Raw genomic sequence first — 12,424 nt, forward strand, 5'->3', positions numbered from 1 at the left:
TTGGGGCATACGAAGATGGATAGCACAGTTCGTTATTTGGGCGTTGAACTCGAAGATGCGCTAGCAATAGCCGAAGCGATCGAAATGTAAGTATTTGGGCCGTTCGACAAGGACGGCCCATTGCGGTCGTTGATCAATGGGTGTCGTCGCTGCGCTGCGGAGCACCGAAGCAGCCCTTCGCTGCAAACGCAAACTTCATAGCAGGGTTCGCACAATATACTATTGGCTCAGTCTGCCTTGCATTGGGCGGCCAGTAAGCTCAACAATGTGTCAATTGTCTACGAACGGATTAGAACAGGATGCCAGCCAGTTCACTTCATGAGGTTATCGAGTGATAAAGCGAATAGCGTCAGTGATAAGAGCTGCAATCCCAGTTTTTCTTGGCACTTCCTTAGGTATCGGCTTGACGCTGTTGTTCACATTGAACTCCAGCATTGCGCTGCGGCACGGTTTAACTGTTGGACTTGCCGTATGTGTATTTTGTTTCGTTTTTTTCATCATCGTTCGTTTGATAGCTAAGAACTCGAAAGTTGTGGTCCAGGAACGGGTTAAAGACGGGAAGAGTAACGATGAGAAAAAAATAGTATTGGTTCTGTCTAGCCTCTTGGAAAGGTTTGCCCCGGAAATTGAAGATCATGAGCAGGCTGGTGAGAGGTTAATATCTAACGCCCGCGAAGTAGGGAGAATTGGCCTTTCGTATTGGAGTGCTACCGCTGCGCTAGGAATAGCGATTACAGCCATGGGTCTAGTCATTGCGATGGTGACCGCAATGGCTGCAATCAATCAGGTCAATCGCATTGATATACAGAACAGTCTCATCGAACAGCAGATCTACGAGGCTCAAGCGAGCCGAGTTTCGTCACTCTTCTCTGCTCAGTTGCCTGATTTAATTGCTGCAATTGACTTGGAGCGCTCTGGTCAAGACGAATGGGTACCAAGCAATTTGCTAGTAAGTCGCATACAAGCCATAGTCGATGTTGCGGAACCTTATCTCATTGACCACGAAGTCGAACAAATTCGCCAGAGGCTTCACCATAACCTTAGCTTAGCGGATCTGAAAACTGGGACCTGGTTCAACCGAACTTACACGATCGAGCCTCTGCTTTCTAAGGAGCCACTTACATTTAGCCCTGAAAGAGGTCAGTTGCTCAGAATAATATTGTCCTCTGGCATACAGCTGAGCGAACTAGAGCAACCCTTGAATTTCAGCAGAGCATATCTTCGAGGCGCCTCATTAAGTGGTACATCCTCGCTTGGCGAGACTGACCTAAGTCTGGCAAATCTTCTCGATTCCCGTATTGCCGTTGACCTCGGGTCTGTAAACCTTACCGGTGCATTCCTTCCTCCGCTCGATTCATTGTACTGGAGGCTGCCGCTTCCGAAAAACGAGTTGAGCGAGGAACTTGGCACGCAATTCCCAAAAGTTGACTATGCGGTTACCTGGGATACGCTGTTGGCGCGCGTCAATTTTCTCCTTGAGTTGCCATTGGAGGCGGGAACGTTCAATAGCTTTTCCGGCTATGAGCCAGGGGCTCGATCTGCGCTCGATATGAGTGGCCTACTCACTCTTCAAGATCTAAGTGAATGAGTTTTTGAGAAGATACGCGTCACCAGAACTCTACGCCATGCGAATGCATTACCATTTCTCTCGATTTTTGCACATACTGATCCAACAACTGGACCAGTGTATTTGATGTTTGATGCAGGTTGGCCTGAGTATAGCTTCAATGATGCGGCACAGGCCCTGCAGCTTGAAGCTCAGGACCACCCGGATTGTGTTGGTGTCAGTTTCGAGATTCTGTACTTGAGAGAGTATGATGCCTTTCTAAGGGGCGATGATGCCCGGGTTGAATTAGGATTGGACAGCTTTAGAGCCACTGTCCCAGAAGCATTTTGGAGTTGCGTATTTGACACCCTGCCTCCACAGAGCATACCGCCTGGGCTAAACCTGGGTGTGTACTTCGAACCTCTGCCGGTGGATTAGCCGGTCAAGATACTGCGGAACAGAACGTGCACGGCCCAAACCGGCCATTGACCCACCCTACGCTATGCTGCGGTGCGGCCCGTCGGACCGGCCATTCGCTGCAACTGCGAAATCAGTTGATGGGCGAACTTACAGTTCGCGGACATTTTTGCCGTTCCACTTTATTGTGCGAATGGTGGCTTTCGAAGACTGACTATTTTTTTAATTTTGCAGCCCGAGCCAGCTTAGGCACTCTGTTGGATACGAGGCAAAAGAAAAGCCAGCGCTGCGCCAAGAATGTAGACTGGCAAAATCATCAGTGGGAATTGCAACGGGAGAGTGATCGCAATAAGCGCTCCGGAATAGATGCCTAAAGGGTGCCCAACCGCAACCAAAGAACCTGTGATAGCACCGACGCAAGGATATGCAGCCGCAATCCACAGACCATCGGTGACCCACCACCTACCCATTCTTGGGAAGACATAAAAAGCCCAAACACTGGCGGCGATGCTGGCAGCTCCTGCCATGTACCAAGGGCTCATCGGTCCGTGGCCAGGGTTAACGTTTGCCTCATAGATGAATGCACAGCTTCCAGCGCACAACGCTGTAAATGCCACACTGATCCAGATTCTCACCGCGCCAATCCCTCCTTGGATCACAACATCAAGTGGCAAGTTTATAACATGAACATCTAAGAAGGTGGCGAAATTTGGAACCCCAAATTGACTGTGCTGAGCATCTATCAAACAATTTGCCGCACCCGAATGCGGATGAGGTGGGTGGCTCCTGCTCCACCGGCAATGAATGTGCCAAAGTGCAGTTGTTATCGGCTGCTAGGAAAGGAGCCACCCGATGACAGTTACGACTTCTGGCCTCGATTTGGCCAAGGATGTTTTCCAGGTTCACTGCGTTTCGGCCATGGGGCGCAAGATCATCAACAAGAAAATCAAACGCACAAAGCTGCTCCCATTCTTTGAGACGCTGCAGCGCTGCGTAGTTGGAATGGAGGCTTGCGGATCATCTCATCACTGGTGATGCAAATTTCGCGAACTTGGCCATGACGTGCGGCTTATGCCCGCCGCCTACGTCAAACCCTATGTAAAGCGCGGCAAGACGGATGCGGCCGATGCCGAGGCAATCTGCGAAGCAGTACGCCGCCCGACTATGCGCTTCGTCGAGATTAAGTCCGAAGACCAACAAGCCGTGCTTGCTATCCATCGCGCACGCGATCTGGTCGTCCGCCAGCGCACCCAGGTCGTGAATATGATCCGCAGTATCCTTCGCGAGTTCGGGCACATTTTACCGATGGGTATCGAAGCTGTATCCAAATTTGCCCGAGAACACGGAACCGAAGAGCAGTTAGAAACACCTAAGATCGCAGACGGTATTCTCGGCGTGATGTGTCATCATCTGAATGGCCTCAATGCACGGATCGACGGACCGACCAAGCTGATCGAACAGCACGCATGGCTGGATGCCGATGCGCGACGGTTGATGGGTATGCCAAGGATCGGACCGATCACGGTCTCGGCCCTTGTCGCGACTATCCGAGATGCAGAACAGTTCGAAACCGGACGCGATCTGGCGGCTTGGCTGGGCCTCACACTGCTGAACAAATTCAGTGATAGCAAGGAACGCCTTAGTCGCATAACCAAAAAGGGTGACCGATTCATCCGCAAGCTTTTGATCGTCGGGATGACATCACGGGCGCTCATGGCGAGGAACAAACTTGAGAAGGCGGATAAGGCGCGTTGCAGCATCGGTCGAAGCGGGCTCTAGTGCCGTCATTCCGCTCAATCTCATAGAGTGGCCGTTTTAAACAGCTGACTGTCCCAAAAAAACGAGACACGCCATTGATATGACAGAAATATCCGTTTTTCGGGAATGGCGGCTTACAGAACTAGGTTCGAGCCTGCCCCACTGCGATGCCGCATGCCGACTGTGAACCCTTTTCGGTTTCGTTTCTGGTCAGCTAGGTTTTACCGTTTGCCAGATGTATTCTCATCGCCCTAAGCTATCGGATGTCTAAGAACCGGACTTTGATTAGCAAGGAATTGAGCGATGGCAAAAGTTCTTGAGCAGCGGATGGCTGCCAACATCGAAGGTGACTTTGTCGTTTTTCTCATCGGCATGCGGATCAACAAACCTTGGAAACCCCACAAATGGATACCAGCATTTCTTGCCATGCCCAAAATGCTGAAAGAACTGGAAACTATGCCTTCCGATGAAACAGGGTTTTTAGGCCACAACGGTTTAGGCATGGGTGTAATCGTGCAATACTGGCGCAGTTTTGAACATCTTGAAGCCTACGCGCGTTCCAAAGACAATGCGCATTATCCGGCATGGACCGCCTTCAACAAGCGCATGAAAAACAGCCGGGCAGACGTTGGAATTTGGCACGAGACTTACCTGATAAAAACTGGGCAATATGAGGCTGTGTATTCTGGAATGCCGCCTCATGGATTGGGCCGGGTTTCCGAGCTGGTTCCGGCTACCGGTAACCGAAGTGAAGCTCGTGCGCGATTGGCGGGTTGATGGCGCTACCGAGTTTTGTTTGCCCGTTTAGTCCGACATGCCCAAGTTCCGCTAAGTCCCAAAACTCGGTCATGGACCCTACTGAAATCGCTGCAACAGATATAAACGGCCGTTTTTCTGGCTGCGGAGCAGCGGATGGTTTTGGTGAACCACTTTGCTGCATCTGCTCGATTGGGAGTCGGGGCGTGTCTGCTCTGGGCTCGAAGTCGACATCCGACGGTATCGGTCAAATGGCCATGTGAATCGGTCGGTTGTCGTTCGATTTGAAAGTTCTAAGGCGGGTCAGCGGGAGTTTGCTCCGGTTCGAAGTCGTAGTATCCATGTCAGTTTTTGAGCAACAGCGAAAATCAGGAGACAAGACCATCCAGCTTGGCTGCGCAGATAAAGTCATTTTCTGACAAACGACCCAATTCATGGGACGTGAATGTAACTTGGCAATAGCCCCAACCAAAAGCCACATCCGCGTGATGACCTTCCTTATCGCTGAGGAATGCAGCAAGATTGGCGGTGTAGACAGCTTTTGCAAAACCTTTGAATTCGAATTTACGAGATAGGGCATTGCCTACGACATTGATGGTCCACGCTGGATCAAGCTCGGATTTCAAGTGCGCAATGCGTTCATCTGATAGAGCTGGAACCCAACCATCGCAGGCTGCACAATTCTTCGACGCAATTTCTGACATTGTTTTATCCGGCCATTTTCTTTTGAGGAAAAGATGGGGCGTGCAGCCCTAAGGCTTGGGCCGTTTTTATGTCTTGCAGCAAATCTCGCTTACACGCGTTCAGCAGTTGTTGCACATCGTTCAACACGAAATAGACGGGTTGATTAATGTCGATCCGGTACGGTGTGCGCAGGATATCGATCACATCAAAGGGCTTACGAACAGCGGTTTGATCCTCCACGGAATATTGCAATTCGCCCGGTGAGGAAGCCAAACCAGACCCCAGAACTTTAATCGCGTCCCCTTCGCGGATCAGGCCAAACTCAACCGTGAACCAATAGAGACGGATTAGCCACGCATAATCGCCAGCCCCGCATCTTAAACCCGTTTCACCAATCGCTTGTGAAAACTCAGCAAATCGGGCATCTGCCAACAAAGGCGAGTGACCATAAATTTCGTGAAAAATATCCGGTTCCTCAATGTAGTCGAAGTCCTCGCGGTCACGAATGAAGGAAGCGGCAGGAAAAGTGCGTTCTGAAAGCATTTTGAAGAACTGCGAGAACCCAATCAATGCGGGAACAGGCGCCACGCGCCAGCCCGTCAGAGGCAGAAGACTCTCGGTGAGGTCAACGCACTGTGGCACACGGTCCATTGGCAAATTCAGCTTTTTTTGCCCCTCCAGAAACGGACGCGCCGCAAACTTGGCAACCCTAGGCTGTTGCTGTGCGACAAGATCACACCAAACGGCGTCGTCCTGTGCAGAGTAGTCAATCCGACCTTCATGATCTGGGGTCTTGGCAGTGTATTTGGTAGACTTCGGCATGGCATTCCCTCTCAACTGCCCAGACATAATGAGGCTAAAAGGCAGAAAAATTACGCCTAAGTCTTAGGGTTTTTGGGAAAATCAGGTTATTTTTTCCTCAGAAGAAGGCTTTTAAGGTAAAATCATGCTGGATAAATTCGAAAAACTCATCTTGACGACTCTTCAACACAATGGCCGGGCGAGTACCCAAGAACTCTCCGACGCAGTTGGATTGTCCCCGTCCCCGTGTTGGCGGCGCGTAAAACGGCTAGAAGACGCAGGCTACATCACCCGATATGCAGCTATTTTGGATGGCAAAAAGCTGGGCCTTCATGCTTTTGCCCATGTTCAAGTTTCCTTAATCGACCATAGCGAAGCGTCCATTGACGTGTTTCGCAGGTTTGTGGATCAAGTCGATCAGGTTCTGGAGTGCTCCTCGATCACGGGTGACTTTGACTATATTTTGAAAGTCGCGGCCACCGATCCTGAAGCCTTGGAAACATTTATCATGAACAATATCCTGCGACTTGGTGTTGTTCGCACGACGACGACCAATTTCATCTTACGGCAGATGAAGGTTTCAGGCCCACTGCCACTTGACAATTAGCCACCTGCACGAATGTGGCACGCGAGCAGTAATTGGTTCACTTTGCTGAATTGATTACTATGGATTCTGAGCCGACAAGCTTCGCTTTGGCCTGGAACTGTCGGGATCAGAATTCTTCAGATCAAAGCAGTCAGCCTGCGTTCAGAATGCTCAAGGTCTCGCGGGCTATTACCAACTCTTCATCGGTCGGAATGACGTACATACTGATCTCGCTTTCTGGTGTCGATATCCTGGGGACACCTTGGCTGTTCGCTAAAGGGTCAAGTTTAGCGCCGAGCCATTCCAGACTTTCTGCCGCCCGGGCTCTGATCTCTGGCGAGTTCTCGCCGATCCCTGCGGTGAAGACAACACCATCCAGCCCATTCAATGCAGCCGCTAACATGCCAATGTGCAAGCCGCATCTGTGGACAAAATGGTCGATCGCAAACTGCGCCTTCGGGTCATTGCTGGACAATAATTCGCGCATGTCGCTCGACAAACCTGACAAGCCTTCAAGGCCCGACTGATGATAAAGCAACTCCGTTACTTCCGCGGCACTCATACCCAAGTGACTTATCAGATACAGAACGACACCGGGATCAAGCTGACCCGAGCGTGTACCCATGGGCAAACCGTCAAGCGCCGTGAAACCCATTGTGCTTTCTATACTCTGCCCGGACCGCAGCGCACATAGTGAAGCACCACTTCCCAGGTGCGCGACAATAACGCGACCAAAAGCGAGCTCAGGCGCCACTTCAGGCAATACTTGAGAAATGTACTCGTAAGACAGGCCATGGAAACCGTAACGACGAACCCCCGCTTGATACAACGCCTCGGGAAGCGCATAGCGATCTGCATGTGCCGAGTGACTACGGTGGAATGCCGTGTCAAAGCATGCAATCTGCGGCAAATGCGGTGCAACCTGCATAGCAAGGCGAATAGGCGCCAGATTGTTTGGTTGATGTAGCGGAGCAAGTTCCTGATAGGCAGCCAACTTCTGGAGCACTTCAGCATCAATCCGAACCGGGGCGGCATAATCGGGCCCACCATGCACTACGCGGTGTCCCAACGCGCGCAATTGTATACCCTCAATACTCCGGACATAATCGCCCATCTTGGAAATTGCACTCAGCAGGTCCGGCACCTCGTGTACTAACCATGTACGATCCAAGAGCGCCCCACCGTCGCTGTCCTTCACTGAGAGTTTGGGCCTGACTCCGACACCTTCGATCTGGCCACGTAGCAGACGTGATAAAGACGAACCGATGATTTCAAAAATTTGAAACTTCAGGCTTGATGAGCCCGCATTCATTACAAGGATTGCGTCTTTCTTCGTCACACGGGTAATCCCTCTGTCGCGGGCCTGAAAGTCTGTGCCTTTTGCAACCTTAACAGTGCGGTTACTTTTCTACAGGCTCATCTTTCGGCAACCGCAAGGTGCCAGATAGCAGCGACTTTTATACACAAAACTCTTAGTTTACCGTTGGTACTAGTAACCTAATTTCCAACATGGGTTGTAAGCATTATGCGTTCTCCCTCCGTATTCCGACGCCTTTTGGCCAGGCGTTGTTTTGCAACGTCAAGCTTGAGCCGCGCAACTTTCAGCTGCCGGATGGCACGGTCGCGGTGATCATGGATACGTCGAACAGAAGAACCCGGATCTCCGATTGTCGATGCACCAGGCTTGCTGTCGACCGGGAATCAGGAGTTCATGTCGCACAACGCCATGGTCCACGCTCTAGGGAGGCACTTGTTCGACTACATGCAGAAAGGTTGTGTAGGCATTCGGTGTCGCCAAAATTTCTGCCAACTCTATTGGTGCGGTTACATCAGGTTCGCCATCAAAGACGACTGGAACCAAAATATTGCGATACATGCTTGCTCACTCCATGAGAGCTTTGAAAGTCGCACGCAATTGTAGTCCGCGCTTTGACTTAAGTCAGGAATGCATGGACATTTTGACTCAAACGGAGGCCATCCGATCCGCGATTCTGGGCGTCGAGAAGCTTATTCTGGAGAACCATGCAGAGCACTGCGTCGCAACCGCGATCCAGAGTGGCGATCGGTAGGAGCAACGGGCAAAGCTTGATGCGTTGATCGGTCTTTTGCGGAAGGCATCGAAGTAGTCTGGTCACCTGAGCGCCTTTCCGCGCTGTTGAATGGCGGTTTCAAGTCGTCGTTCAGGCCACTTCGAACCACCCCATCATGCCTGACTTTTGATGTGATAGCATGTGGCAATGGATCATCCAGACGCCGGGGTTGTCGGCTACGAAAGCGATCTCAACAGTTTCATCTGTTCCGATGAGGACAGTGTCCCTCACGTCGCCAGGGCTATTGGCAGATCCGCTTTGTGATTGGATGGTGAAGTGATGACCATGCAGGTGGATCGCATGCGGAAACATTGATCGATTGGTCATTTCCAAGTGAACTGTCCGACCCAAGGCCGACCTGAACATGGGTTCCTCCATTCCGTGAGCGACACCATTAAACGCCCAAACCATGCCATTGGAAGCAAGCTCACGAAACCCCATCTTTTTGCCACCAAAGCGGGCCTCTTGCACTCCGCGCATGGCACCGCCTTCCATCAGCAGCGTTTCACGTTGTGGGTTTGAGAGATCAGGCGCGGGCAGCATACGCCAAGCAGGCAGAGGCTTCACATCGGAATTGGATTCTGGCACGGGCTCGCCCGCATGTATGATGGCCGCGATCTCGACCCATTCCCCATTGCCGGGATCAAGCAACAAACCAGCTTGCGCTTCGCCGTTCTTGCGACCATCGATCACGACATCAGCCCTTTGGGCGGGGCCCAGGACGAGCGTTTCAACATCGCGTGGCGTGACAGGGTGACCGTCCAAAGCAATCAAACGTGCTGTCATATCTGGCAGGGCCAGCGGCATGATCCGATCTGTAGCTGTGTTGATGATCCGCAATCTAATTCGCTCGCCGCGTCGGACAACTAATTCCGGGTAGGCCGCCCCGTTTACGGTTACGGTATTGCCCATGCGTCCGCCGTGCGACGCAGCATGCAGATCATCCCATCTGTCTTCGACAATGCCTGCATTACTGTCCAGCAACCAATCGTCCAGAACAAGCACCAGCTCTCGGGTCGCGGCTCCACTTTCACCAAGCCAAGGATCAAGATCCTCCACGATCAATGGACCTGCGAGACCCCTCGCCACCTGTTCAGTGCTGCGATTGTGTGAGTGATACCAGTACGTACCGGCATCAGGCGCGACAAAGTCGTAGTCGAACTCTTCGCCAGGCGGCACTGGAGCCTGCGTGAGCGGTGCCGCTCCATCCATGGAATTTTCAATGCGAATGCCGTGCCAGTGAACGGCTGTGGCTTGAGGCAGCTCGTTCACTAGCCGTTGCCTGACACGTTCTCCTGCGCGCAGTCGGATTTCCGGACCAGGAACGGTGCCCTTTCCCTCGGTCGCATAGGCCCAGACTGGCGTCGAGGGATATCCGGCAGGAGCAAGTTGTGCATTTGATGGTGCCGCCCGCAGAAGCGGTAGACTGGCATCGGCCATTGAATGTCCGGGCAGCAGAACCGATCCGCTAAGAGCAGCGAAACTTTTCAAAACGGTACGTCGAGAGAGTTGATGCATTGGCAGTTTCCTTCTCACAGGTTCACTGGAGGCGTGGTAATCGAGGTCAGCGTAGCCGTCGCGGTCAGAATGAGTAGAACCGCTAGAGCTTCTACTCGGATTGAGTGGCGCAAACAGAGCTTAGCGGAAGGTGCGCCAGATGCCAGCGCCGGGACCAACCGCCATTTGTTGAATGCTGCAAGGCCCATCAGGCCTGAAACGACACAAAGCTTGGCAAGGAGCGTCCAACCATAAGCTGTTGTGAGCAGGGCGGCGACCGATCCGGTCATCAGCCAAGCGAAAATTACACCGACGGCAACCAGCAGCGCGACGGTAAAGTTGGCAATGTGCCCAAACCGATGCAGGAGCGATGCCCCGTCTGGCTGGGATACTGCATGCCACAGCGGGATCAGCGCGCCGATCCAGAACGCCGCAGCCAGCAGATGCAGCGCCAGTAGAGAGGCTAGTAGCCAGCGGGGATCTCCAAGCGAATGGCCGACGAGGGTATAGGATACTGCAATCAGCAGGGCGCCAAGCAGTCCCATGCCAAGGCCCATCACGCCTTCAATCAAAACGGCGAGGACAAGCAGCCAACCCAAACCTCGCAAAACCGCAGCGGAACCGAGCGGGCTGTCCCAAACAAAACCAAGCATCATTGGATCAACGGCCCCCGACAGCCCCATGCCGGAGATACGGGCGGCGCGGATGCCGAAGCGCAGGGCCAGTACGGCAATCCCGATCAAAGAGGCAATCACAGCGACTTTCAGAGCCAAACGCCTCACATCGTTTGATGCATCAGGGAAAGCCGCAATGAAGAGCGGTCCGCCTATCGCGAGAAATGCCGCGCAATAGCCTGCGGCCTTCGCAAAAATCGCCGCGATTGCCCATCCGTCGATTGGTGCCAGTCCTTCCATCACTATCAGTTTGCAATTGCGAAACCGAAACTGCCCTCGACCGGATGTCCATCCGCTGAGAGACCACGCCAATCGATTTTATAGGTTCCGACTGGAAGTTCAGCAGTTGGAAGCGCGCGAAACTCGGTTACAGCATCCATGCCGGTCTCACGCTCGACATCGACCTCGCCATCCGGGCCGATGATCGAAATTGCCGTTACTCGTATCGGATCATCGAAACGTATTTCGATGACTTCGACAGTTTTAACGGTCGCTTCGTTTTCCGGTGTTGTCTGTTCTGCTTTTGCGTGCGCCCAAGCAATGATTGGGGTTGCGGCCAGTAAAAAGGCAGCAAAAATCGTCTGTCTCATTGTCTGTTTTCCAGTTCGTTATGATGGGCGCGGATTTCTTCTGGCCAGGTCGATTTGATGTAGCTGAGCACAGCGACGATCTCTTCATCGCTTAGAATGCCTTCATAGACTGGCATGTTCGAGGCATATTCAGCATCGTTAATCAACGCGCCCACACCGTACTTTGTCAGCTGGAACAATGTGTCACCGTCATGGTGCCAAGTATGCCCAGTTTCATCATGAGGCGGGGCTGGTAACCGACCATCCTCGTCAGGGGAACGCCAATCAGCTTGGCCTTCAAGATCAGCGCCATGGCAGGAGGCGCAGTTTGCTTCATACACGGCGGCACCCAATGCAACGGTTGCTGGATCAAGGTCGCGTAGAACGACCCGGCCGGTTTCAGCCCAGACTGTTCCGAAGGTATAGAACGCGGCCCCTATCAGGACCGTTCCAACAACACTGATGAGTGCGAACGTTCTCATAGAACGGCCTGATAGAAGACCTCGCCATCACCCCCAATGCCCGCAAACGCGATCACGTCAAACTGTGTAGTCGCATCATTCCGCATGCCCGCAGTGCCACCAGGCATCCCGGGCACGGCGATACACTTGATTTCGGGGCGTTCTTCTAACAGCTTCGCGACGGCTTCAAATGACACATTGCAATCAACCACGTAACTGTCGATCTGCGCTGAAATGCAGGCCCACATATTGCTGGGAATGTCCGAATGCAGCTTCACTCTGGTCACGTCTTCCCTTTCGGTGGTTTGAATGTCATGGCTTTCCTCATCGGCAAGAGAAACACAAGCGCTGCAACAGCCGCAGGCTGGGCTTTTGGTGACGTGGATGGTACCATAACCAGCCATACTCGCATGTTTATCGGCTTGGGCCAAGCAGGCCCATCCAAGGGAGGCTATTCCAAGTGCCAATGCGGTGTTGGACTTGAAGGCTAACAGTGGCTTGATTGGTTTCATGAGATTGTTTTTGCGAAACATACGCACCAAAAATAGGGCCACGGGCACTGCCCGCTTTGGTTTGATTGCAAGT

At 52.5% G+C, this 12,424-nt stretch carries 16 protein-coding genes and 1 pseudogene; 7 read left to right on the forward strand and 10 right to left on the reverse strand.

What is annotated here, in order from left to right:
* Both AB8B75_RS10255 and AB8B75_RS10260 read left to right on the forward strand, forming a co-directional pair.
* Window positions 1-90 (forward strand): annotated as a pseudogene (locus tag AB8B75_RS10255) (integrase); the annotation flags it as partial.
* A 313-nt stretch (window positions 91-403) separates the two neighbouring features.
* Complete coding sequence (locus tag AB8B75_RS10260) at window positions 404-1,588, forward strand: pentapeptide repeat-containing protein (RefSeq protein WP_405361978.1); 1,185 nt, start codon at window positions 404-406, stop codon at window positions 1,586-1,588.
* Between the two features lie 620 nt (window positions 1,589-2,208).
* Here the strand turns inward: AB8B75_RS10260 and AB8B75_RS10265 are convergent.
* On the reverse strand, window positions 2,209-2,709 hold the full coding sequence (locus AB8B75_RS10265; protein WP_405361979.1) for a hypothetical protein: 501 nt from the start codon (window positions 2,707-2,709) through the stop codon (window positions 2,209-2,211).
* A 106-nt stretch (window positions 2,710-2,815) separates the two neighbouring features.
* On the opposite strand from AB8B75_RS10265, the gene AB8B75_RS10270 reads away from it, so the two are divergent.
* The 3 genes from AB8B75_RS10270 to AB8B75_RS10280 all read left to right on the forward strand — a co-directional run bounded on the left by AB8B75_RS10270 (window position 2,816) and on the right by AB8B75_RS10280 (window position 4,498).
* Window positions 2,816-2,998 (forward strand): hypothetical protein, encoded by a 183-nt coding sequence (locus AB8B75_RS10270; protein WP_405361981.1) that lies wholly within the window; start codon window positions 2,816-2,818, stop codon window positions 2,996-2,998.
* A gap of 36 nt (window positions 2,999-3,034) precedes the next feature.
* On the forward strand, window positions 3,035-3,742 hold the full coding sequence (locus tag AB8B75_RS10275; protein WP_405361983.1) for an IS110 family transposase: 708 nt from the start codon (window positions 3,035-3,037) through the stop codon (window positions 3,740-3,742).
* A 282-nt stretch (window positions 3,743-4,024) separates the two neighbouring features.
* Window positions 4,025-4,498: a DUF4188 domain-containing protein gene (locus AB8B75_RS10280; protein ID WP_405361984.1), complete on the forward strand. Its 474-nt coding sequence runs from the start codon at window positions 4,025-4,027 to the stop codon at window positions 4,496-4,498.
* A 347-nt stretch (window positions 4,499-4,845) separates the two neighbouring features.
* On the opposite strand, the gene AB8B75_RS10285 is transcribed toward AB8B75_RS10280, so the two are convergent.
* Together AB8B75_RS10285 and AB8B75_RS10290 are read right to left on the reverse strand one after the other, a co-directional pair.
* Window positions 4,846-5,181, reverse strand: a complete 336-nt coding sequence (locus tag AB8B75_RS10285; RefSeq protein ID WP_405361986.1) for a 4a-hydroxytetrahydrobiopterin dehydratase — start codon at window positions 5,179-5,181, stop codon at window positions 4,846-4,848.
* Between the two features lie 4 nt (window positions 5,182-5,185).
* Window positions 5,186-5,983 carry a phenylalanine 4-monooxygenase gene (locus tag AB8B75_RS10290; protein ID WP_405361987.1) on the reverse strand — a complete coding sequence of 266 codons (798 nt, stop codon included), beginning with the start codon at window positions 5,981-5,983 and terminating at the stop codon, window positions 5,186-5,188.
* 124 nt (window positions 5,984-6,107) lie between these two features.
* Here AB8B75_RS10290 and AB8B75_RS10295 point away from each other — a divergent pair, with 124 nt between their 5' ends.
* On the forward strand, window positions 6,108-6,569 hold the full coding sequence (locus tag AB8B75_RS10295) for an Lrp/AsnC family transcriptional regulator (protein ID WP_405361989.1): 462 nt from the start codon (window positions 6,108-6,110) through the stop codon (window positions 6,567-6,569).
* 130 nt (window positions 6,570-6,699) lie between these two features.
* Here the strand turns inward: AB8B75_RS10295 and AB8B75_RS10300 are convergent, their stop codons facing one another.
* Together AB8B75_RS10300 and AB8B75_RS10305 are read right to left on the reverse strand one after the other, a co-directional pair.
* A complete protein-coding gene (locus AB8B75_RS10300; protein ID WP_405361990.1) occupies window positions 6,700-7,887 on the reverse strand; it encodes an acetate/propionate family kinase in 1,188 nt (395 codons plus the stop codon).
* 399 nt (window positions 7,888-8,286) lie between these two features.
* Window positions 8,287-8,424 (reverse strand): hypothetical protein, encoded by a 138-nt coding sequence (locus tag AB8B75_RS10305; protein WP_405361991.1) that lies wholly within the window; start codon window positions 8,422-8,424, stop codon window positions 8,287-8,289.
* A 73-nt stretch (window positions 8,425-8,497) separates the two neighbouring features.
* Between AB8B75_RS10305 and AB8B75_RS10310 the strand changes: the two genes are divergently transcribed.
* Window positions 8,498-8,617 carry a metal-sensing transcriptional repressor gene (locus AB8B75_RS10310; protein WP_405361993.1) on the forward strand — a complete coding sequence of 40 codons (120 nt, stop codon included), beginning with the start codon at window positions 8,498-8,500 and terminating at the stop codon, window positions 8,615-8,617.
* Between the two features lie 111 nt (window positions 8,618-8,728).
* On the opposite strand, the gene AB8B75_RS10315 is transcribed toward AB8B75_RS10310, so the two are convergent.
* From AB8B75_RS10315 to AB8B75_RS10335, 5 genes are read right to left on the reverse strand one after another with little or no spacing between them, the layout of a single operon-like run.
* Window positions 8,729-10,156: a multicopper oxidase family protein gene (locus tag AB8B75_RS10315; protein WP_405361995.1), complete on the reverse strand. Its 1,428-nt coding sequence runs from the start codon at window positions 10,154-10,156 to the stop codon at window positions 8,729-8,731.
* A gap of 14 nt (window positions 10,157-10,170) precedes the next feature.
* The gene (locus AB8B75_RS10320; protein WP_405362108.1) at window positions 10,171-11,049 is read right to left on the reverse strand and encodes a copper resistance D family protein; all 879 of its coding nucleotides are present in this window, start codon (window positions 11,047-11,049) and stop codon (window positions 10,171-10,173) included.
* Window positions 11,050-11,054: 5 nt separating this feature from the next.
* The gene (locus AB8B75_RS10325) at window positions 11,055-11,399 is read right to left on the reverse strand and encodes a copper resistance protein CopC (RefSeq protein WP_405361997.1); all 345 of its coding nucleotides are present in this window, start codon (window positions 11,397-11,399) and stop codon (window positions 11,055-11,057) included.
* On the reverse strand, window positions 11,396-11,860 hold the full coding sequence (locus tag AB8B75_RS10330; protein ID WP_405361998.1) for a c-type cytochrome: 465 nt from the start codon (window positions 11,858-11,860) through the stop codon (window positions 11,396-11,398). Before AB8B75_RS10330 ends, AB8B75_RS10325 begins: the two co-directional genes overlap by 4 nt.
* Window positions 11,857-12,351 carry a DUF411 domain-containing protein gene (locus AB8B75_RS10335; protein WP_405362000.1) on the reverse strand — a complete coding sequence of 165 codons (495 nt, stop codon included), beginning with the start codon at window positions 12,349-12,351 and terminating at the stop codon, window positions 11,857-11,859. The genes AB8B75_RS10330 and AB8B75_RS10335 overlap by 4 nt, the downstream gene beginning before the upstream one ends.
* Window positions 12,352-12,424 lie beyond the last annotated feature (73 nt).

Origin of the sequence: Roseobacter sp. (genome assembly GCF_045106495.1) — a bacterium.
In the GTDB taxonomy this organism is placed as follows: Bacteria; Pseudomonadota; Alphaproteobacteria; order Rhodobacterales; family Rhodobacteraceae; genus Roseobacter.